Here is an 18,189-nt window from a genome sequence, read left to right as displayed (position 1 = left end):
GGCTATCTTTCCTCGCCCGGCCGCGGCTCCGGCTGCGCCTCGGTGAACGGGAGGGAGGCGCGCTCCCAGCCATCCGTCCCCTCGGGAAACCAGGCCACGTTTCGATAGCCGTAGCTCAACGCGCGCTTCGCCGCGTTCCACGACATCCAGCAATCCGCCAGACAGTAGATGACGAGCGGCACGGAGGGATCGCCCCGGGACGCGCGCGCAAGACCGCGGCGCAGATAGTCCTCGGTCGCAGGCGACAAGACGCCATAGCCGGTGTCGGGCAACCAGATGCTTCCGGGGATGTTGAGCCGTGGCTTGTCGCGCCATACCGTACCGGGAGGAAGGCCCTTCGGCTTCGGCGGGCGCGGCAGCACATCAACGAAAACGCCGTCATGTGCTCGCCACATCGCCTCAGCCTCGGCGGTCGAGAGCACCCGCGCGCCGGCAAGGCGCGACGGCACAGGTGCCTGGTAATCGTCCGTGCGATAGCCTTCGGGCTCACCGACCTGTTGCTGCGCAAAGGCCGTCGTCGCGAACATGAATGCCGCGAGGACCAGGCCTTCGCGCCTTCCGCTCATGGCGACTTCGTCGCTGCCGCCGCATCGATCGGATGATCGTCTTCGTCGAGCAAGGGAACGCCGTAATCAAGCAGGATCTTGTTGATCGCCGGCTGGTTCTCCTGGATCAGCCGATTGAGCAGGCGCTTCCAGTTCTGGTCGGCGGGTCGCACGCCCATGCCGATACGGTAGACGAGCCGCGGTCCGGCCGTTTCCTTGACCAGCGGCGTGACATGCAGCGCCGGGTTGGCCTTCTTCGCGTAGAAGCCCGCCATCGGCCCCCACAGGACACCGGCATCGATCTTGCCGGCCGCGAGGTCATTGACCATGGCTTCGACCGACGAGTCGACACGCGTATCAATCATCAGCGGGTAGGGCTTGGCATACGCCATCAGCCCGTTGGCGGCCATGTTTGTGGCAGGCGGCGTACCCGCGACGACTCCGATATGCCTGCCCCTGAGCCGCTCGTCCTCCAGCGTGGAGACCTCTTCCAATCCGCCGCCTTGTCGTGTGACCAGCGCGTAAGCCGTTCGGTAATAGGGATTGGTCGCCTGCACGAGATCATCGCCTTGCGGAAATCCCATGATGACGTCGCAACGATGGGCACCGAGCGTCATCCGGACAAAACCGGTCGCCTGGGGAAAGTAGACATAATCGAGCTTCTTCTGCAGCTTGTCGGCAAACAGCTCGGCGAGCTTATTCTCGAATCCCTCGCCCTTCTCGTTGGAGAACGGCAGATTGCGCGGGTCGGCGCACACCCGCAAGACCTTGGGGTCGACAAGCTCGATCGACAGGTCACCGGTGTCGCTTACTTGCGCGCGCGCGAGTGCGCAACTGCCAAGCAAGACAATAGTCGCAAGAGCCGACGCTTGCGGACGACGCCGCAAAGCTACTTTCCTCTCCGCGATGCCTGTCGTCGTGCTTGTCCTGGCTTTTGTCCGAGGAGGCTGCTTCGGCTTTTGCATGGGCGCCAACTTTCGAGCACATTGGCAATGACGAGACGACGCGTCTGGATAGCGGCGCGAGGCGCGGCGGGATGCTATGCTGCCTGATTGTGGCCTTCAACGGATAATCTTCACGACACGTCCGCCGCACGTTGCGATGCAACAGGTCGGATCGATGGAACAGAAACAGGCGGTCATGCTCAGCGCAATGGAGGCCGCAGCGTGATCCGCTGCACCTGGATTCTTGCCTGCCTGTTGCTGCTCTGCGGACCGGTACGGGCGCAGCAGCAGGCGTTAGAGGTGCGCGAGGTTGCGCCCGGCGTCTATGTGCACGAGGGATCGACCGCGCTGATGACGCGCGACAATGACGGCGCCATTGCCAATGTCGGCTTCGTGATCGGCGATGATGCGGTCGCGGTGATCGATACGGGAGGCAGCGTCCGCGAGGGACGCCGACTGCGTGCGGCCATCCTTGCCCGGACCGACAAGCCGATCCGCTACGTCATCAACACCCATGGCCATCCGGATCACATCTTCGGAAACGCGGCGTTCATCGGCAGCGGGACGACGTTTGTCGGGCACCACAATCTTCCCCAGGCGCTCTCGACGCGCGGGCCCTTCTACCTCGATGCCTTTCGCTCCATCATGGGCGAGGCGCTGATCGACGAGGTCCGGCTGGTGCCGCCAACGCTGCTTGTTGCGGACACACTCAGGCTGGATCTTGGTTCGCGCTCCCTCGTGCTGCACGCGTGGCCGACCGCGCACTCCGACAATGATCTCACCGTTCTGGACGAGCAGACGGCAACGCTCTTTGCGGGCGACCTCGTCTTTCTTGCGCATGTTCCGGTCGTCGATGGCAGTATTCGCGGCTTTCTGGCCTCCGTCAAAGCGCTCGCCGCCCTGCCCGCCCGGCAAGTGGTTCCTGGTCACGGACCGGTGAGCCAATGGCCAGCCGCGCTTGCCGACGAACGCCGCTACCTTGAAACGCTGGACGCTGATATCCGCGCATCACTGGCCCGCGGTGAACCGATCCGATCTGCGGCAGAGCGGGCTGCTGCCTCCGAGCGGTCGCGATGGCAATTGTTCGATGACTACAATGCACGCAACGCGACCACGGCATTTTCTGAAATTGAATGGGAATAGTCGTCGCGATCCATTATATTGACAAGCGCGCGCGGTCATCTTTGCGGGATTGGACCATGCTGGAGCGGAATTTCCTTGTGTTCGCCGCAGCTCTCTTCGCAGCGATGGTTGACGGCTGTCCGATGCCGGCAGTCGGCGCCGAGGCCTACGATCCTTGGCCGGGTCTGGTGCAGGATATCTTCGGCGGCCGGGACATGCGCGATGGCAGCAATGTCATCGCCATCGAGATGCCCTACCGCGCCGAAGATGCCGCCATCGTTCCCGTGACGCTGCGCACGACGATAGCGCCCGACGATAGCCGCCGCATCCGGTCGATCACGCTTGTGATCGACCAGAATCCAGCGCCGATGGCGGCGAAGTTCGAGCTGGGACCCGATGCGTCGGTCTCGGAAATCTCCACGCGCGTTCGTGTCAACAGCTACACCAATGTTCACGCCGTGGCCGAGTTGAGCGACGGCAAGCTCTACGTGACCAAGACCTTTGTGAAGGCGTCCGGCGGTTGTTCCGCACCTGCCGCCAAGAATGTCGAAGAGGCCAAAAGCCGGCTCGGACGGATGCGTTACCGGCAGTTCGCCGCGTCAGGTCAGGATCCTTCCAGCGGACGGCGCGAGGCCCAGATCATGATCGGCCATCCCAACAATTCGGGCCTGCAGATGGATCAGCTCACGCAGCTCTATATTCCGGCCTTCTTCGTGAACAGGCTGCAGCTATGGCAGGACGACAGCCCAGTGCTTGCCATGGAAGGCGGCATTTCCATTTCCGAGGACCCCAACGTCCGCTTCACCTATGTCACCAATGGCGCCAAGCGTTTCCGCGCGGAAGCCCGGGACACCGCGGGTCACGTCTTTCAGAACGAGTGGAAGATCGACGATCCCGGGTCCTGAGGGCGCACGAGCCGGGGCGGATCACGCGCTAGAAGCAGCGGACTTCTGCTTCGGCCTGAGCGCGCCGGAGGTCGTTGAGCGCGCTGGCCGCCTGCTCGGATGAACGGAACTGCGCACCCAGATTTCCCCTGACCTGGGACATGCTCAGGACGGTTTCGGCCGTGACATAGCGGTCGTAGGGGATCAGTGAAGCGATGATGTCGATCGAGCAGGAGCATTGCTCGATCGCCTGACGCGTCTCGCCGTTGGCCTCAAGACAGCCAAACACATATTCAGCGCGTGCCGACGTCGGATAGTCGTTGGCATCCTGCGCCATGGCGGCCGCTGCGGTCGTCGCAAGAACGATCAGTACTGCACCCCATCGAAGGGATCTGGCAAGGATCATGACCTTCCTCCGTCAACGATTGAAGCTATGATACCATCCCCGCGCCGAAAACAAGACGATTGAGGCGCAGGTCATGAAGGTTTCGCTCGCGCAGGCACAACACGCGGGAGGTAACCATGTTGCGTGAACTGGCTGCGATCTGCGCCGCTTTCATCGTCCTGCCAGCGGCAACGGCACAGGACATGATGCGCGGCGTTGACCTGTCGTCGCCCGACATGGTGATGGCCGAAATGACACGCGCCGACGTCGAGGCCGCGCTTGCCTCGGCGACCGCGGCCGCGCCTGCCGATTTCACCGGAAAGAGACTGTCCGGCCTCGATCTCTCCGGCCTCGACCTTTCCGGCGTGATTTTTCGCGCGGCGCGCCTCAACAAGACCAAGCTCGTCGGTGCGCGGCTCGACCGCGCGGTGCTTGACCAGGCTTGGTTGCTGGAGGCGGACTTGACGCGCGCCAGCCTGAAGGGCGCCAGTTTCTTCGCTGCGCAGATGCTGCGCGCCCGCCTCGACGGCGCTGATCTATCCGGAGCACGCATCGCCGCCGATCTAACAGGCGCGAGCCTCGTCGGAGCCTCGATCGCGAACGCACATTTGGGAGCCGACATGCGTAACCAGTCGATGGGCCTGATGCGCGCAGTGCTGAAATCGGCCAATCTGGAGCGTGTAAACGCACGCGGCGCCGACCTGTTTCGGGTGGATCTCGAATTTGCTTCACTGAAGGGAGCAGACCTGACCGGCGCTTCGCTGAAGAATGCCCAGCTCGGCGGAGCCGACCTGACCGGCGTCACGGTTATCGACACCGACTTCGATGGCGCCGACCTCGTATCGGCGAAACTGATCGCGCCGATCGGCCTCGACCGGGCCAGAAATTTTGACAAGGCAAAGAGCCGTGACCGCTTGATAAAGCAATAGCGGTTCGAAGACATCGAGGGGAATGGCCTCATGCGAAGGGTTTTGGCTTCGATCACGCTGCTGATGGCGTGCACCGGCGCGCTGCATGCGCAAGGAAAGGGTATTCGACTCTGGAACCTGACGACTGCGACCATTTCCGGCTTTCAGCTATCCCCGGTCGGCAAGAACGAATGGGGGCCGGACCAGACATCAAACGACAAGGACAAGGAAGTGGATCATGACGAGCGCTTGCGCATCACCGGCGTGGAGCCGGGACGCTACGATGCCAAGGTCAGCTATCGCGACGCCAGGCAGTGCATCGTGCGCAACCTCGAAATCAAAGCCGATGCAGTGTTTTCGATAGCCGACAAGGATTTGGAGGACTGCAAGAAGTAGAAGCAGCGGCACGGAATCACTAACCGGCCGGCGTGCTCCCGCCGTTGTCGACCTTGTCTCGGCTGTGCGGATACTCGCAGCGCCATTTGACGGCGGTCCAGTTCGGATGCTCTCCCACCCATTGCGCAACGTAGGGCGGTGCGGCCATGACACACTGCCGCAACGAAAAGCTCGAGGCAAAGGTCAAATGCCTTTCCTCGCAGCTGTTCGGCGACAGCACGGCGCAAACCGTGATAATCAGGTTTATCGTATCCATGGTACTCCCCGGCGTAGTTCGTCGAACCGACAACACGATCAGCTACGGAAACCGGCACAGCAAGGTTTCACTGCGGCGTGAAAGCCGCAAGTCGTCCAATTTCAGAAGTTTGCGCCGAAAACCAGCCGCGCCTGATGACGCTCGAAATTGACAAGATCCAGCGACGGGCTCGATCCTGCCGGGCGCCCCCAAGCCTGAACGCTCCAGTTCACAGTTAGTCGTGCGCGCTCCGACAGCTGAAAATAGGCGGTCGGACCGACAAGGAGAGCTTGTCCAGCCAGTCGTTCAAGACCGATCCCTTCATACCTCCGGAAGTAGCGCATCTCGCCACCGAAAAGGACGCCGGGTTGAAGTTGCGCCATGATTCCGAAAGCGGCGCCGAGCGTGGCCTCCTGTTCCCCCGCCTGCGCGCCCACAAAATGGTTCCATTCCGGCTGATAGCTCAGATTGAGGGTCGCCACCGCGACGTTCGGGATCACGTCCCGCTCCAGTGCCAGGATCAATTCGGCCCCATAATTTCGGACCGGCGCAGCGGAGATCTCATCGATGCGGCTCGCGTGGCTCTCCAGCGCCAGCGTCAAGCCGAAGGGGGCGGCGTCCCGATCGAGAAACTTGTAGCGGAGATCCAGAGCTGCCCCCTGCACGCCCGCCTCGTTGCGGTTCTCGAAACCTGCGACGCCGTCAATCGCGTGCGCCGCCAGCGCGGCGCCGATTTCGACACGGAAATTTCTGGCCGGCAAGAACTCGACTTCAAACTCCTGATCGAAGGCCGCGTACCTGCCGCCATCCTTCGAGAAACTTCCCGTCGTCGTGCTCTGGAATTCGCGCTCGCCGACAGTGCCCACATCGCTGCCAATCATGAAGGCAAATACATGCTCGGTGTCGATGCCCTCAGCATGAGCGAAGGCCGGCAACAGCACGAAAAAGCACCGCATTGCGGCGCCAAATGATCTTGCAGGAATAGCCATCCGCGTTCTGACAGCTGCTGGCCCGAATCGAAAGCGTCAATAGCGCTGGCAACAGCCTATCACGGCCGCGTTCGCAACACGTGGGCTTTGCGTTCTCGGAGAAGCCGGCAGCCGAAGCGAAACGTCCGCCGCGGCTCGGCGCCGATTGCTGCCTGAGCCGGGCAGATCGTTTGGCGCTATTTGCGCACCGCGCAGGCGTACATGTTGATTTCCATGCCCACCTGCACTTCGACGATCTTCGGGGTCTTCCAGGTCATTTGGACCTCCCAAGCGCTTTTGCAGTGTTTTGACGCAACGCCCGCCGCGACCCCAACCGTAGGACCGCGGCACGCCCGATGCAAGTCCTTGCAGAAGCATTGGCGCGGCTATCTCAACAATCGCAACAGCGCTCGCCCGGCCGGCGTGCTCAGCTCTTTTGCGTCCAGCGTTCCGTCATTATCCCGGTTCGCCGCGTTGAAGCGCTGCTCCACGACGGCCAGATATTCGTCCAGCGTCAGCGTTCCATCGTGATCGGGATCGGCGGCCGCGAGCTCGCGGGCGCTCAGCCGGCCAGACAATTCGCGCCTGTCGAGCGTGCCGTCGTGATCACGATCGAGCTTTGCGAACAATGCCGACGCCGCTTTCTTCACCTCGGCAAGGTCGAGCGTGCCGTCGGCATCGGTGTCGAACATCTTGATCGGATCGCCACGGGACGCCGCCAGGGCAGACGAACTCGATTCCGCCAACAGCGCCGCGGACACCAGAAGGACATTTCGACGCGAAATCATCATAAATCTCCCGTTTGTCAGAGCTGAAAAGTCAGTGAGGGTCCCCGGAGGCCGCCGCAGGTTTCGGGTGGTTGGACGAATTTCGATCTTGCTAAGATGATCCTCCATATCGCTGGCAAGGTGGGGCAGCAACGTTCCAGGAGGCGTCCGTGGGATCGTTACATCGAGGCCTGCTTATCTCGTTGTTGTTCACCGGCTTTGCGTCCTGCGCACTCGCCGAGGACGGAGAGCTTGACCCGGGCGCGATAAACGCCGCCCTGCCTGCAACCGGGCCGACGCTGACCGGGAAAGAACGGCTCGGCCCGAAATGGACGGACGAGCAGCGAATCGACAACTGCAAGGTTCCCATCGACAAACGCGGGACCAAACCGCGGCCCACCGCTTGCCCGAATGCTTCCCGAGTTGATGGGCAAGCCGTCAGGTAACATCCGACGCGCCGCCATGCGGCCCTTTGTGAATGGCCGACGGCACGACGCCATAGCACTTGCGAAAGACGCGGCTGAAATGCGACGAGCTGGAAAAGCCCCACGAGAATGCGACGTCCGTGACCGTCTTTCCGGCATGCGCTTCCAGCTCCTGCCGGCAATGTTGCAATCTCGCCCGCCAGATTGAATCGCCGACGGTCATTCCCCTTTCGCTGAACAGCATATGCAGATAGCGCTTGGTGCAGCCAAGCTCCGCGGAAATCTGGTCAATGCAGAGAGCCGGGTCGCGCAGATGCTCGCGGATGAAAGCCTGCGCCCTCACATACATCGCCTCCGGACCGGACCGGTCGAAGGCCGTATCGGCCTCACGAAGCGGCAACAACAGAAGATCGATCAGCGAATCGGCGACGCCGGCCGCACTGTTCGGCGAGAGCCTGGCAGCCTCGTCAAAAGCTGCATGCGCGACGTCGTGCGCGATTCGGCCGGTGCCGTTGCGCGCCGACAGCTTGCACGCCGACATCTTTGCAAAATGGAAACCGCGTTCGCGCAGCAATTCCTTCGGCACGATGACGACTTCATGGCGCGTCAGCGACGGGCTGATAATGGTGTGGGGACAGGAAACGTCATAGGCGAGGCAATCGCCGGGGGTCACCTGTATCTGGCAGCCATTCTGCTCGAAATAAGAAACCCCCTGGATCTGAAACAGGATTTTGACGAACGGGTGCTCGCTGCCCTGGCTTTTCGAAGAGGTGTGAGCGATCCGATGCTGGCTTGCTTCGATCTGGCAGAGCTTCAGCCGCGACACGGTCGTGTAGCTGATCCGGCCCTCCAGGGCTGACGCCTCCAGCGGATCGACGTCGAACCGGCCACAGAGGTCCGTCAGCGCATCTGACCAATACCGGATTTGCTCCTTCGAGCCCAATCCTGAAGTGCTGAGTGAGTGGACCGTGTCCGACATTTCTCGCCACCGATGATCAGCCGTGGGCTCGCAGCAACGCACACTAGGCGACATTCAATTTGAGGCGGAAATCGGGAGCTCAGTCGCCGCATATGATCCTCCGACCAAGCTCCTATCGCGTCAAGACAAACATCCAGGCAGCCGATCCCAAGGGACGCCACACCGGGCGCCTCGCAGCGGGCCGGATGAAGCCGAAAAAAGTTTGGTCGGGTTTCCCTGCTGTGCAAATGCGTTTCGCTATCAGGCAAGTCTCACCTTTGCGAAAGGCGTACGGAAACCATGAAGAAAAGCGGGCCGTTCTGTCGGGAACCCGAAATTTCAGGTGTGGGAGGATGCACGATGCGCAAGGTGCTGTTAGCAAGCTGTCTGGGGTCTGTGGCGGCATTTGCCGCAGGGAGCGCGTCAGCCAGCGACGAACTGATCAAGATGTCGCAAAACCCCAAGGACTGGGTGATGCCGACCGGCGACTACGCCAATACGCGCTACTCCAAGCTCAACCAGATCAACGCGTCCAATGTCGGAAAATTGCAGGTCGCCTGGACGTTCTCGACGGGCGTGTTGCGCGGCCACGAAGGCGGCCCGCTCGTAATCGGCAACATGATGTACGTCCACACGCCTTTCCCCAACAAGGTCTATGCTCTTGACCTTTCACAGGACAACAAGATCGTCTGGAGGTACGAACCGAAGCAGGATCCAAATGTCATTCCCGTGATGTGCTGTGACACGGTGAACCGCGGTCTTGCCTATGCCGACGGGAAGATCTTCCTGCACCAGGCGGACGACAAGCTGGTCGCGCTCAACGCCAAGACCGGCGACCTTGTCTGGAGCGCAACAAACGGCGATCCATCGAAAGGACAGACCGGCACCTCGGCACCTGCCGTGATCAAGGACAAAGTGCTGGTCGGCACCTCCGGCGGCGAATTCGGCGTGCAATGCAGCATGACCGCCTACGACATCAAGGACGGCAAGCAGGTCTGGAAGGCCTATTCCGAAGGGCCGGACGACCAGATGCTGTTCGATCCGCAGAAGACCACCGAACTCGGCAAGCCGGTCGGCAAGGACTCCAGCCTGAAGACCTGGGAAGGTGACCAGTGGAAGATCGGCGGAGGCTGCACCTGGGGCTGGATCGCCTACGATCCGCAGCTCGACCTCATGTACTATGGCTCCGGCAATCCCTCGACCTGGAACCCGAAGCAGCGTCCGGGCGACAACAAGTGGTCGATGACCATCTTCGCGCGCAACCCCGATACCGGCGTGGCGAAGTGGGTCTACCAGATGACGCCCCATGACGAGTGGGACTATGACGGCGTCAACGAGATGATCCTCACCGATCAGCAGGTCAACGGCACATCGCGCAAGCTCCTAACCCACTTCGACCGCAACGGGCTGGGCTACACGCTTGATCGCGTCACCGGCGAATTGCTGGTTGCCCAGAAATACGATCCGAAGGTGAACTGGACCACCGGCGTCGACATGAACAAGAGCTCGCCGACCTATGCCCGGCCGAAGGTTGTCGATCAATATTCGACCGACAAGCAAGGCGAGGACCATAACGTCAAGGGAATCTGCCCGGCGGCGCTCGGCACCAAGGACGAGCAGCCCGCGGCCTACTCGCCGGAAACGCAGCTGTTCTACGTTCCGACCAACCACGTCTGCATGGACTATGAGCCGTTCAAGGTGAGCTACACCGCGGGTCAGCCCTATGTGGGCGCGACGCTGTCGATGTATCCGCCTCCCGGCGAAAGCAACATGGGCAACTTCATTGCCTGGGACGGCAAGACCGGCAAGATCGTCTGGTCGGTCAAGGAGCAGTTCTCGGTCTGGTCGGGCGCGCTCGCGACCGCCGGCGGCGTGGTGTTCTACGGCACGCTCGAAGGCTACCTGAAGGCGGTCGATGCCAAGACAGGCAAGGAACTCTACAAGTTCAAGACGCCGTCCGGCATCATCGGCAACGTCACGACCTATGAGCACAGCGGCAAGCAGTACATCGCCGTGTTGTCCGGCGTGGGTGGCTGGGCAGGCATCGGCCTCGCGGCCGGCTTGACCGAGCCGACAGAAGGTCTCGGCGCGGTCGGCGGCTATGCTGCGCTGAGCAACTACACCGCGCTCGGTGGAACACTCACCGTGTTCGCCCTGCCGCAATGAGCTGCTGACCACACCTCGGCGCAGAGGATTATCCTCTGCGCCGGTCTACCTGTTCTCGAAAGTCCCGGGGCAAGCTCGTGCGCAGTATCCTGCTGCTGGCTGCAGCGACGATCGTTATCGTAGCCGAAAGGAACGCCCTTGCGGACGGCTCGGGCGATCCGACCGCGGTCAAATCCGAAAACGGCAAATATTTCGACAAGGACGGGATTCCGACTTTCAAGGTTGCGGCTGACGGCACGGTCGACTGGTACACCTATTCCGGATACCGGCGCTATCATTCGGACTGTCACGTCTGCCACGGGCCGGATGGAATGGGATCGAGCTACGCTCCCGCGCTAAAGGACTCGCTCAAGACGATGAGCTACGCCGATTTCCTGGGAGTGGTCGCGAGCGGCCGCAAGAACGTCAACACGGCGCAAGAGAACGTGATGCCGGCCTTTGGCGATAATCCGAACGTGGCCTGCTACATGGACGATATCTACATCTACCTGCGCGCGCGTGCCGACAATGCTGTCGGTCGCGTGCGTCCGCCCAAGCATGAAGACAAATCCGCAGCCTACGCCGAGACCGAGAACGCCTGCATGGGACATTGAAAGAGCGGAACCGGAGTGAGAAGCGAGACAGGGTCCGACCATGAAGACACGCGCCGCCGTCGCTTTCGAGGCAAAGAAGCCGCTGGAAATCGTTGAGCTCGACCTTGAAGGGCCGAAGGCCGGCGAGGTCATGGTCGAGATCAAGGCGACCGGGATCTGTCACACCGATGCCTATACACTCGACGGCTTCGACAGCGAGGGGATATTTCCTTCCATCCTCGGCCATGAGGGCGCGGGCATCGTGCGCGAGGTTGGAGCAGGAGTAAGCTCCGTGAAACCCGGCGACCATGTCATCCCGCTCTACACGCCCGAATGCCGCCAATGCAAAAGCTGCCTCAGCCAAAAAACCAATCTTTGCACGGCGATTCGCGCCACCCAGGGTAAGGGCGTGATGCCGGACGGCACGTCGCGCTTCAGCTATCGGGGAAAAACGATCTACCACTACATGGGCTGCTCCACGTTTTCGAACTTCACGGTTCTGCCAGAGATAGCGGTGGCAAAAATCCGCGAGGACGCCCCATTCGACAAGAGCTGCTATATCGGCTGTGGCGTCACGACAGGCGTCGGCGCCGTCGTCAACACCGCCAAGGTCACGCCGGGCGCGAACGTCGTCGTCTTCGGGCTCGGCGGCATCGGACTCAACGTCATTCAGGGCGCCAAGATGGTCGGCGCGGACAAGATCATTGGCGTCGACGTCAACGATTCGAAGGAGGAATGGGGCCGCAAATTCGGTATGACCGACTTCGTCAACCCGAAGAAGGTTTCCGGCGATCTCGTCCAGCATCTGGTCGCGCTCACCGATGGCGGCGCCGATTTCAGCTTCGATTGCACCGGCAACACGACGGTGATGCGCCAGGCGCTCGAATGCGGCCATCGCGGCTGGGGAGTCTCCGTCATTATCGGCGTCGCAGAAGCCGGAAAGGAGATTTCCACCCGTCCATTCCAGCTCGTCACCGGCCGCGTCTGGAAGGGCACCGCGTTCGGCGGTGCGCGTGGCCGCACCGACGTGCCGAAGATTGTCGACTGGTACATGAGCGGAAAGATCCAGATCGATCCGATGATCACCCATGTCCTCAAGCTCGAAGAAATCAACAAGGGGTTCGACTTGATGCACGAAGGCAAGTCGATCCGTTCGGTTGTCGTGTTCTGATGTCATGATGTCACATAAGGAGGGTTGATCCATGACCGTTCATATCCACCCTGCAATCGACAACGGCGTGAAGAAAGGCTCTGGGAGCTTTTCGGGAGGGACGCTGGTCTGCAAATGCAAGGACAAGCCGGTCAAAATCGGCATCAAGGGCGACGTCGCGCACAATCATGCCTGCGGCTGCACAAAATGCTGGAAGCCCGAAGGCGCGACCTTCTCCGTCGTTGCCGTTGTGCCGCGCCAGAATGTGACGGTGCTTGAAAATGGCGACAAGCTCCAGATCGTCGACACCGCGGCGACCATCCAGCGATACGCCTGCAGGGCCTGCGGCACGCATATGTACGGCCGCATTGAGAACAAGGGCCACCCGTTCTACGGCCTCGATTTCATTCACCCCGAACTTTTCGAGGAAGGCGGCTGGGCGGCGCCAGGTTTTGCGGCCTTCGTGTCTTCCGTGATCGAGTCCGGCGTCAAACCGGAACAAATGGATGAAATCCGGTCTCGCCTCAAGGAGCTCGGCCTTGAGCCCTATGATTGCCTGTCGCCGGCACTAATGGATGCGATTTCCACCCATGTGGCGAAGGCCAAGGCGGCCTGACCACCCGGCGCGACGATGGAGAGCCCACGCGCGGTATCCCGATTCCGTGCGGTATATCGGTTTCCTGAAGCCGCAAATGTTCGTGGCGGTCGATGACACCGCGCCCGATCTGATACTGCGTTCCTCCCTGAACTGGATTGGCCTCGCCCCGTGTTTTCGGCGGCGAGGCCTCTTCTGCGCGCTTGGGGCGTGGACGTCCAAGGCGATAGCTCTTTCGGATCGGGCCAACGCTGGGCGTCAGACGAAGGCACTCAATCCCGTAATGGATTTGCCGACGATCAGCGTATTCATTTCCCTTGTGCCTTCGTAGGAATAGATCGCTTCCGCGTCGGCCACGAAACGGCCGATGTGGTTCTCCAGCAGGATGCCGTTGCCGCCGAGTAGCTCGCGCGCATAGCCGACCGTCTCGCGGCACTTGACGGTGCAGAAAGCTTTCGCGAGCGATGCATGCTCGTCCAGCATCACCCCTTCGTCCTGCAGCTGCGCGAGCCGCAGCATCATCGCCTGCGTCGAGGTGACGTTTCCGAGCATGCGCACCAGCAGGTCCTGCACGAGCTGGAATCCGCCAATCGGCCTGCCGAACTGTATCCGCTCCGTCGCATAGCGGAGCGCATGCTCGTATGCTCCCATCTGGCAGCCCACGGCAAACCATGCCACGCCGGTGCGGGTCATCCGCAGAACCTTGGCGGTGTCCTTGAAAGTGTTGGCGTTCTGCAAGCGATCCGCCTCCGGGACACGGCAGTCCTTCAGCGTGATTAGCCCGTTCTGCACGACGCGGAGCGCCATCTTGGTCTTGATCTTTTCGACCGAGAAGCCCGGATTGTCCTTTCCCACCACGAAGCCCTTGACCTGGTTCGAGCCCTCCTCGCGCGCCCAGATCACGTTGACGTCGGCGAAGGTGGCGTTGCCGATCCATTTCTTCTGGCCGTTGAGGATCCAGGCGTCGCCTTCTCGCCGGCAGGTTGTCATCATCCCGCCGGATGTCGCAGATCCCACCAGCGGCTCGGTCAGACCGAACGAGCCGATCTTCTCGAAGCGCATCATCGGCGGCAGCCAGCGCTGCTTCTGCGCCTCGTCGCCGCATAGATAGATCGATCCCGCCGACAACCCGGTATGCACACCCCAGAACGTCGCGACGGACGCATCGACCCGGGCCAGTTCCATCGCAACGAAGCCGTTCAACAGCCAACTGCCACCGGCTGCGCCATAGCCCTGGTAGCCGACGCCACCGATGCCGATTTCGGCCATCTTCGGAATGATCGCGAACGGGAATTCATCGCGCCCCCAATATTCCTCGATCACGGGGGCGACCACGCCTTCGGTGAAGTCGCGAACGCGACGAAGCAGTGCACGTTCCTCGTCGCTGAGCACTGCCGCAACCCTGTAGAAGTCGCCGTCGATCGGCGGCGGCGCATAGCCGGGCTTTCCAGCCCGCGTCACTTGTGGGTTCGCCATGGATTCCTCCCTCATGCGTAGCGAGGTTGGCCTGATATCTAGTGGCCCCGGCAGGACGATCTCCTCCTGCCGAGGTTCGTCGCGTCGTCACATCCCGGCGGCGATGTCAGACTGATTTGTTCGGGCGGACGCTGGCGCGGATCTCCTCGAAGCTCTCCTTGACGCGATCCTGGATGATCTTCACCGCTTCCGTGGTCGATTGCCTTGCGGTCGACGCACTCTCCTGGGCTCCCTGCACCGAGATCTCGAACACTTTCCTTGCGAATTCGGTCTGCAGTGCGATGTTCTCGTGAATCTTGCCGAGCGGCTTGTATTCCCGCGCAAGCGTCGCGGCCTCGCGTAGCCCGGCTTCGAGCACCTCGCGCTGCTTCTGCGCCACGGACTGCGCACCCTGCGCGGCCACCTTCGCGCTCTGGCCCAGGGCGTCGATGTTCTTCTTCTGGGTCTGCAGCAGCTCGTCCACATTCAACTTCGGCAAGCCGAGATCGCTCCCGAATTTCCTCAGCAGCTCGATGTATGAGGTCGTATCCGTCATGATATTCCTCCCTTGTTGCTGTGCTTAGGGCTTGTGGCGTCCACCTTCGGACGTTGGAATGAGGTCTTTGAGACGGTCCGCCGTTGGCGAACGCGGGGACGACGGCCGGACCTGTCGGTTCTCGTCGGCCAGAAACGCCTCGATCAGGGCAGCCGTTTCGGCCGGCCGCGTCACCATGAACAGGTGCCCGTCATCGATCATGTGGAGTTCGGCGTTCGGGATCAGGCCTGCCAGGATGTGGCCATTGATCGGGGGGACCAGTGGATCGTCACTGCCCATCAGGACCAGCGTCGGCTGCGGCAACGACCATAGCCATGGCAGGCTGGTCCAGCCGGCCATCGCGAGAAGCTGGTACAGGTAGCCCAGATTGCGCACCCCATGCATCGAAGCCGCGTGCCGGCCGATCAATGACGGATCGAATCGAAACGCTCCTCCATAGATGTCCGCCGCAACCCGGTTCATATAGTCCTTGTCGGTGTAGCGGCGCGGCGTCGCCATCTTCCACAGTACCGAGAGGCTTGCCGGCACCATGGTGACGCCGGGCGCCGTCGCGGCGAGCACCAGCCGCCGGCACAGTTTTGGGTGCTGATGCGCGAATTGCTGTGCGATTCCGCCGCCCCAGGAGACCCCGGCGGCATCGACCTCGGCGTAGCCCAGCTCCGCCATGAGACCTGCCGCAAGCCGTGCCACCGTCGACGGGCGATAGGGCAGCAGCGGCCTGGGTGAACCGCCGACGCCGGGCACGTCAAAGATAATGGCGGTCGTGCTCGTGAGCGCTTCGAGGAACGGCTTCGCCAGCTCCCAGTTGGCGCCGATCCCGTTGAACAGCAACAGCGGCGGCCCGCTGCCGCCGCCATGCCTGATGGCGACCTCAAGCAACTGACCGTCGATCATAACCTGCCGCGCCTCGATCGCGCCCGGCTTCGCAACCACAACCGGTTCGGCCTTGTCGCCGCTGGCGAGATTGTCACTCAAAGACGTAGGTCCCCGGGGCCGCAACAAGGGTCGGGTGCCGCGCGCTGCCGAGTGAAGCAGGCGCTGCGATCTCGTCGCCCGAGCGCGCATGCAGCCAGTCGCGCCAATCAAGCCACCAGCTTCCCTTCCGCTTCTCGGCCGACGCCAGAAACGCGTCGGGGGCGTCCGCGCTGACCGACCCGATCATGAAGGACGCCTTCGGATTGCTGGGCGGATTGAGAAGGCTTTGCAGATGTCCGCTGTTCGAAAGCACGAAGGTGGTGCCCTCACCCATGATCTGGGCTGTCTTGTAGACGCCCTTCCACGGCGTGATGTGGTCGGTGACGCCGGCGATCACGTAGCTGTCGGCCTTGACCTTGCCCATGTCGACGGTCTTCCCGTTCAGCGTCAGCTTGCCGGCATTGACGAACGGGTTGGTGAAATACAGGTCGAGATAGTCGCCGTGCAGTGCCGCCGGAAGGCGGGTCGTATCGGCGTTCCAGTAAAGGATATCGAAAGCCGGCGGCTGGTTGCCGAGCAGGTAGTTGTTCACCCAGTAGTTCCAGATCAGGTCATTGGGCCGCATCCAGGCGAACATCCGCGCCAGATCATGGCCGTCGACGATACCCCGCAACCGCGAGGTCTCCTTGGCCGCGGACATGGTTTCCGGCGTCATCAGGCAGCCGAAAGCGCTCTCTTCGGCCGAGTTGGGATCCAGCAGGCAAACCGCCAGCACCAGGTTTCTGATTTTCTTTTCGGCCGCGCTGCCGAGCGTCGCGAAATAGGCGGTCGAGGTAATACCGCCGGAGCAGGATCCCATCATGGAGATATCCTCACTGCCGGAGATCTCCCGCACCGCGTCGACAGCCTCGTCGAGCGCCGCGACGTAGGTGTCCAGCCCCCAGTCGCGATGGGCTGCCGTCGGGTTGCGCCAGCTAATGGCAAAGGTCTGGATTCCGCTCTCGAGCAGGAAGCGGACCATGCTCTTGTCCGGAGAGAGGTCGAGCGCATAGTACTTGTTGATCTGCGGCGGCGTCACGAGCAGTGGCCGCTTCCTGACGGTCGCCGTCATCGGTGTGTACTGGATCAGCTCGAGCAATTCGTTGCGGAGCACGACCGCACCCGGGGTGACCGCGAGATTCTCGCCGACCTTGAAGGCGCTGGTGTCCACCATCGACGGCATGCCGCGATTGCCGGTGAGATCGCCGAAGTAGTTCTTCAACCCGTGCCACAGGCTTTGTCCGCCGGTGTCGATGAACTTGCGGACCGCCGCCGGGTTGGTGAGCATCGCATTGGTCGGCGCAACGGCGTCGATCAGGATTTCCGTGATCAGGTGCGCGCGCGCCTTGTCGATGTCGCTCAGGCTGGTCTTGTCGACCAGGCCGTTGACCGCCTCGCCCCAGGCGAGATAGGCCTTGAGCAGGCTGCTGTGCAGCGAGCTCTCCTTCCAGGTCGGGTCCGAAAACCGCTTGTCGCCCGTCCTCGGCGCACGCTCGGATTTGCCCGCGACGATGGAACCCAGCTCGCCGACGAAGGAGAGCCACTGTTCGGTCGCGACCTTTGGTTCGTTCATGACCGCTTTGAACAGGATGCCGGCGCTCTCGACGAGATCCTGCCCCTGGATGCCGACGAGCGGATTGAGCGCCAGCGTATTTCGGGATGCCTCCTCGGAAAGGTCCGCCGTCGACGATATCGGGCTGCGATTGTCTGTGCTCATTGCCGTCATGCTCCCTTGGCGGGAAGCAGCAGCGCCAGCGTCTCGGCGATAAGGGCGGGCTTCTCCGATCCCTCCACTTCCAGCGTATTCTGGGTCTTCATGATCACCTGTCCGCCTTCCCTCGGCTCGAGCCCGGCGAGCACGACGCGCAGCCTCACGCGCGCCCCGGCCGGCACCGGTGCCAGAAAGCGAACCTTATCGATCCCGTAATTCAGCCCGGCGGCGGCGTCGGTCGGGATGACGCCGATCTGCATCGCCAGCGGGGCGACCATCGCCAGCGTCAGATAGCCATGCGCAATCGGACCGCGGAAAGGACTCTCTCGTCTCGCCCTTTCGACATCGACATGAATCCATTGATGATCGCCGGTGCAGGACGCAAAGGTGTCGATGCGTGGCTGGTCTATCGTAACCCAATCGGAAAGGCCGAGTTCCTGTCCTATTCTTTCGCCCAAACCGGCAAGGGTGAGGTTGCCCACGTTCGCTCCTC

At 62.0% G+C, this 18,189-nt stretch carries 22 protein-coding genes; 8 read left to right on the top strand and 14 right to left on the bottom strand.

Features of this window, described 5'->3' with window-relative positions; genetic code table 11:
* Positions 1-2 precede the first annotated feature (2 nt).
* Positions 3-527 carry a PQQ-dependent catabolism-associated CXXCW motif protein gene (locus QOU61_RS08895; RefSeq protein WP_502876947.1) on the bottom strand — a complete coding sequence of 175 codons (525 nt, stop codon included), beginning with the start codon at positions 525-527 and terminating at the stop codon, positions 3-5.
* A 35-nt stretch (positions 528-562) separates the two neighbouring features.
* The gene (locus QOU61_RS08890; RefSeq protein ID WP_502876904.1) at positions 563-1,390 is read right to left on the bottom strand and encodes a substrate-binding domain-containing protein; all 828 of its coding nucleotides are present in this window, start codon (positions 1,388-1,390) and stop codon (positions 563-565) included.
* A 321-nt stretch (positions 1,391-1,711) separates the two neighbouring features.
* Between QOU61_RS08890 and QOU61_RS08885 the strand changes: the two genes are divergently transcribed.
* Positions 1,712-2,632, top strand: coding sequence for a quinoprotein relay system zinc metallohydrolase 2 (locus tag QOU61_RS08885; protein ID WP_289657731.1), 921 nt, complete (start codon positions 1,712-1,714; stop codon positions 2,630-2,632).
* A gap of 104 nt (positions 2,633-2,736) precedes the next feature.
* Positions 2,737-3,516: a quinoprotein dehydrogenase-associated SoxYZ-like carrier gene (locus tag QOU61_RS08880; protein WP_289661401.1), complete on the top strand. Its 780-nt coding sequence runs from the start codon at positions 2,737-2,739 to the stop codon at positions 3,514-3,516.
* Between the two features lie 28 nt (positions 3,517-3,544).
* Here QOU61_RS08880 and QOU61_RS08875 read toward each other — a convergent pair whose 3' ends face one another.
* Positions 3,545-3,832, bottom strand: a complete 288-nt coding sequence (locus QOU61_RS08875; protein ID WP_502876946.1) for a hypothetical protein — start codon at positions 3,830-3,832, stop codon at positions 3,545-3,547.
* Positions 3,833-3,926: 94 nt separating this feature from the next.
* Positions 3,927-4,118 carry a hypothetical protein gene (locus QOU61_RS08870; RefSeq protein WP_289662318.1) on the bottom strand — a complete coding sequence of 64 codons (192 nt, stop codon included), beginning with the start codon at positions 4,116-4,118 and terminating at the stop codon, positions 3,927-3,929.
* Between QOU61_RS08870 and QOU61_RS08865 the strand changes: the two genes are divergently transcribed.
* Positions 4,117-4,809, top strand: a complete 693-nt coding sequence (locus tag QOU61_RS08865) for a pentapeptide repeat-containing protein (protein ID WP_502876903.1) — start codon at positions 4,117-4,119, stop codon at positions 4,807-4,809. The genes QOU61_RS08870 and QOU61_RS08865 overlap by 2 nt on opposite strands.
* Before the next feature lie 30 nt (positions 4,810-4,839).
* Positions 4,840-5,184 (top strand): hypothetical protein, encoded by a 345-nt coding sequence (locus QOU61_RS08860; protein ID WP_289657729.1) that lies wholly within the window; start codon positions 4,840-4,842, stop codon positions 5,182-5,184.
* A gap of 19 nt (positions 5,185-5,203) precedes the next feature.
* On the opposite strand, the gene QOU61_RS08855 is transcribed toward QOU61_RS08860, so the two are convergent.
* From QOU61_RS08855 to QOU61_RS08835, 5 genes are all read right to left on the bottom strand, one after another.
* Positions 5,204-5,440, bottom strand: coding sequence for a hypothetical protein (locus QOU61_RS08855; protein WP_289657728.1), 237 nt, complete (start codon positions 5,438-5,440; stop codon positions 5,204-5,206).
* A 101-nt stretch (positions 5,441-5,541) separates the two neighbouring features.
* Positions 5,542-6,408 (bottom strand): DUF6662 family protein, encoded by an 867-nt coding sequence (locus QOU61_RS08850; protein ID WP_289657727.1) that lies wholly within the window; start codon positions 6,406-6,408, stop codon positions 5,542-5,544.
* A gap of 176 nt (positions 6,409-6,584) precedes the next feature.
* A complete protein-coding gene (gene pqqA, locus QOU61_RS08845) occupies positions 6,585-6,665 on the bottom strand; it encodes a pyrroloquinoline quinone precursor peptide PqqA (RefSeq protein WP_289661397.1) in 81 nt (26 codons plus the stop codon).
* A gap of 108 nt (positions 6,666-6,773) precedes the next feature.
* A complete protein-coding gene (gene lanM, locus QOU61_RS08840; RefSeq protein ID WP_289661394.1) occupies positions 6,774-7,175 on the bottom strand; it encodes a lanmodulin LanM in 402 nt (133 codons plus the stop codon).
* A 417-nt stretch (positions 7,176-7,592) separates the two neighbouring features.
* Positions 7,593-8,558 (bottom strand): helix-turn-helix domain-containing protein, encoded by a 966-nt coding sequence (locus QOU61_RS08835; RefSeq protein ID WP_289661392.1) that lies wholly within the window; start codon positions 8,556-8,558, stop codon positions 7,593-7,595.
* Between the two features lie 339 nt (positions 8,559-8,897).
* Here QOU61_RS08835 and xoxF5 point away from each other — a divergent pair, with 339 nt between their 5' ends.
* The 4 genes from xoxF5 (at position 8,898) to gfa (ending at position 13,041) form a co-directional block, all read left to right on the top strand.
* Complete coding sequence (gene xoxF5 / locus QOU61_RS08830; RefSeq protein WP_289657726.1) at positions 8,898-10,703, top strand: lanthanide-dependent methanol dehydrogenase XoxF5; 1,806 nt, start codon at positions 8,898-8,900, stop codon at positions 10,701-10,703.
* Positions 10,704-10,780: 77 nt separating this feature from the next.
* Positions 10,781-11,296 (top strand): c-type cytochrome, methanol metabolism-related, encoded by a 516-nt coding sequence (locus QOU61_RS08825; RefSeq protein WP_289657725.1) that lies wholly within the window; start codon positions 10,781-10,783, stop codon positions 11,294-11,296.
* A gap of 40 nt (positions 11,297-11,336) precedes the next feature.
* Entirely contained in the window at positions 11,337-12,446 is a 1,110-nt protein-coding gene (locus QOU61_RS08820) for an S-(hydroxymethyl)glutathione dehydrogenase/class III alcohol dehydrogenase (RefSeq protein ID WP_289657724.1), read from the top strand.
* Positions 12,447-12,477: 31 nt separating this feature from the next.
* Entirely contained in the window at positions 12,478-13,041 is a 564-nt protein-coding gene (gene gfa, locus QOU61_RS08815; RefSeq protein WP_289657723.1) for an S-(hydroxymethyl)glutathione synthase, read from the top strand.
* A 237-nt stretch (positions 13,042-13,278) separates the two neighbouring features.
* Here the strand turns inward: gfa and QOU61_RS08810 are convergent, their stop codons facing one another.
* From QOU61_RS08810 to QOU61_RS08790, 5 genes are all read right to left on the bottom strand, one after another.
* The gene (locus QOU61_RS08810) at positions 13,279-14,496 is read right to left on the bottom strand and encodes an acyl-CoA dehydrogenase family protein (RefSeq protein WP_289657722.1); all 1,218 of its coding nucleotides are present in this window, start codon (positions 14,494-14,496) and stop codon (positions 13,279-13,281) included.
* A gap of 106 nt (positions 14,497-14,602) precedes the next feature.
* Positions 14,603-15,031, bottom strand: a complete 429-nt coding sequence (locus QOU61_RS08805; protein ID WP_289657721.1) for a phasin family protein — start codon at positions 15,029-15,031, stop codon at positions 14,603-14,605.
* A 24-nt stretch (positions 15,032-15,055) separates the two neighbouring features.
* Positions 15,056-16,006: a poly(3-hydroxyalkanoate) depolymerase gene (gene phaZ, locus QOU61_RS08800; RefSeq protein WP_289657720.1), complete on the bottom strand. Its 951-nt coding sequence runs from the start codon at positions 16,004-16,006 to the stop codon at positions 15,056-15,058.
* Positions 15,999-17,702: an alpha/beta fold hydrolase gene (locus tag QOU61_RS08795; protein ID WP_289657719.1), complete on the bottom strand. Its 1,704-nt coding sequence runs from the start codon at positions 17,700-17,702 to the stop codon at positions 15,999-16,001. Before QOU61_RS08795 ends, phaZ begins: the two co-directional genes overlap by 8 nt.
* Before the next feature lie 5 nt (positions 17,703-17,707).
* Complete coding sequence (locus tag QOU61_RS08790) at positions 17,708-18,178, bottom strand: MaoC family dehydratase (RefSeq protein WP_289657718.1); 471 nt, start codon at positions 18,176-18,178, stop codon at positions 17,708-17,710.
* Between the last annotated feature and the right edge of the window lie 11 nt (positions 18,179-18,189).

It is taken from the genome of Bradyrhizobium sp. NP1, from assembly GCF_030378205.1.
GTDB lineage: Bacteria > Pseudomonadota > Alphaproteobacteria > Rhizobiales > Xanthobacteraceae > Bradyrhizobium.
Note: the sequence above shows the minus strand (reverse complement) of the source record. Positions and strands in the feature narration are given on the sequence as shown.

What these genes read in the sequence shown, in the direction of transcription:
- QOU61_RS08895 (WP_502876947.1), bottom strand. Translation starts at nt 527, where the DNA reads ATGTTCGCGACGACGGCCTTTGCGCAGCAACAGGTCGGTGAGCCCGAA.
- QOU61_RS08880 (WP_289661401.1), top strand. Translation starts at nt 2,737, where the DNA reads ATGGTTGACGGCTGTCCGATGCCGGCAGTCGGCGCCGAGGCCTACGAT.
- QOU61_RS08875 (WP_502876946.1), bottom strand. Translation starts at nt 3,832, where the DNA reads ATGGCGCAGGATGCCAACGACTATCCGACGTCGGCACGCGCTGAATAT.
- QOU61_RS08865 (WP_502876903.1), top strand. Translation starts at nt 4,117, where the DNA reads ATGGTGATGGCCGAAATGACACGCGCCGACGTCGAGGCCGCGCTTGCC.
- QOU61_RS08870 (WP_289662318.1), bottom strand. Translation starts at nt 4,118, where the DNA reads ATGTCGGGCGACGACAGGTCAACGCCGCGCATCATGTCCTGTGCCGTT.
- QOU61_RS08860 (WP_289657729.1), top strand. Translation starts at nt 4,840, where the DNA reads ATGCGAAGGGTTTTGGCTTCGATCACGCTGCTGATGGCGTGCACCGGC.
- QOU61_RS08855 (WP_289657728.1), bottom strand. Translation starts at nt 5,440, where the DNA reads ATGGATACGATAAACCTGATTATCACGGTTTGCGCCGTGCTGTCGCCG.
- QOU61_RS08850 (WP_289657727.1), bottom strand. Translation starts at nt 6,408, where the DNA reads ATGGCTATTCCTGCAAGATCATTTGGCGCCGCAATGCGGTGCTTTTTC.
- pqqA (WP_289661397.1), bottom strand. Translation starts at nt 6,665, where the DNA reads ATGACCTGGAAGACCCCGAAGATCGTCGAAGTGCAGGTGGGCATGGAA.
- lanM (WP_289661394.1), bottom strand. Translation starts at nt 7,175, where the DNA reads ATGATTTCGCGTCGAAATGTCCTTCTGGTGTCCGCGGCGCTGTTGGCG.
- QOU61_RS08835 (WP_289661392.1), bottom strand. Translation starts at nt 8,558, where the DNA reads ATGTCGGACACGGTCCACTCACTCAGCACTTCAGGATTGGGCTCGAAG.
- xoxF5 (WP_289657726.1), top strand. Translation starts at nt 8,898, where the DNA reads ATGCGCAAGGTGCTGTTAGCAAGCTGTCTGGGGTCTGTGGCGGCATTT.
- QOU61_RS08820 (WP_289657724.1), top strand. Translation starts at nt 11,337, where the DNA reads ATGAAGACACGCGCCGCCGTCGCTTTCGAGGCAAAGAAGCCGCTGGAA.
- gfa (WP_289657723.1), top strand. Translation starts at nt 12,478, where the DNA reads ATGACCGTTCATATCCACCCTGCAATCGACAACGGCGTGAAGAAAGGC.
- QOU61_RS08810 (WP_289657722.1), bottom strand. Translation starts at nt 14,496, where the DNA reads ATGGCGAACCCACAAGTGACGCGGGCTGGAAAGCCCGGCTATGCGCCG.
- QOU61_RS08805 (WP_289657721.1), bottom strand. Translation starts at nt 15,031, where the DNA reads ATGACGGATACGACCTCATACATCGAGCTGCTGAGGAAATTCGGGAGC.
- QOU61_RS08795 (WP_289657719.1), bottom strand. Translation starts at nt 17,702, where the DNA reads ATGAGCACAGACAATCGCAGCCCGATATCGTCGACGGCGGACCTTTCC.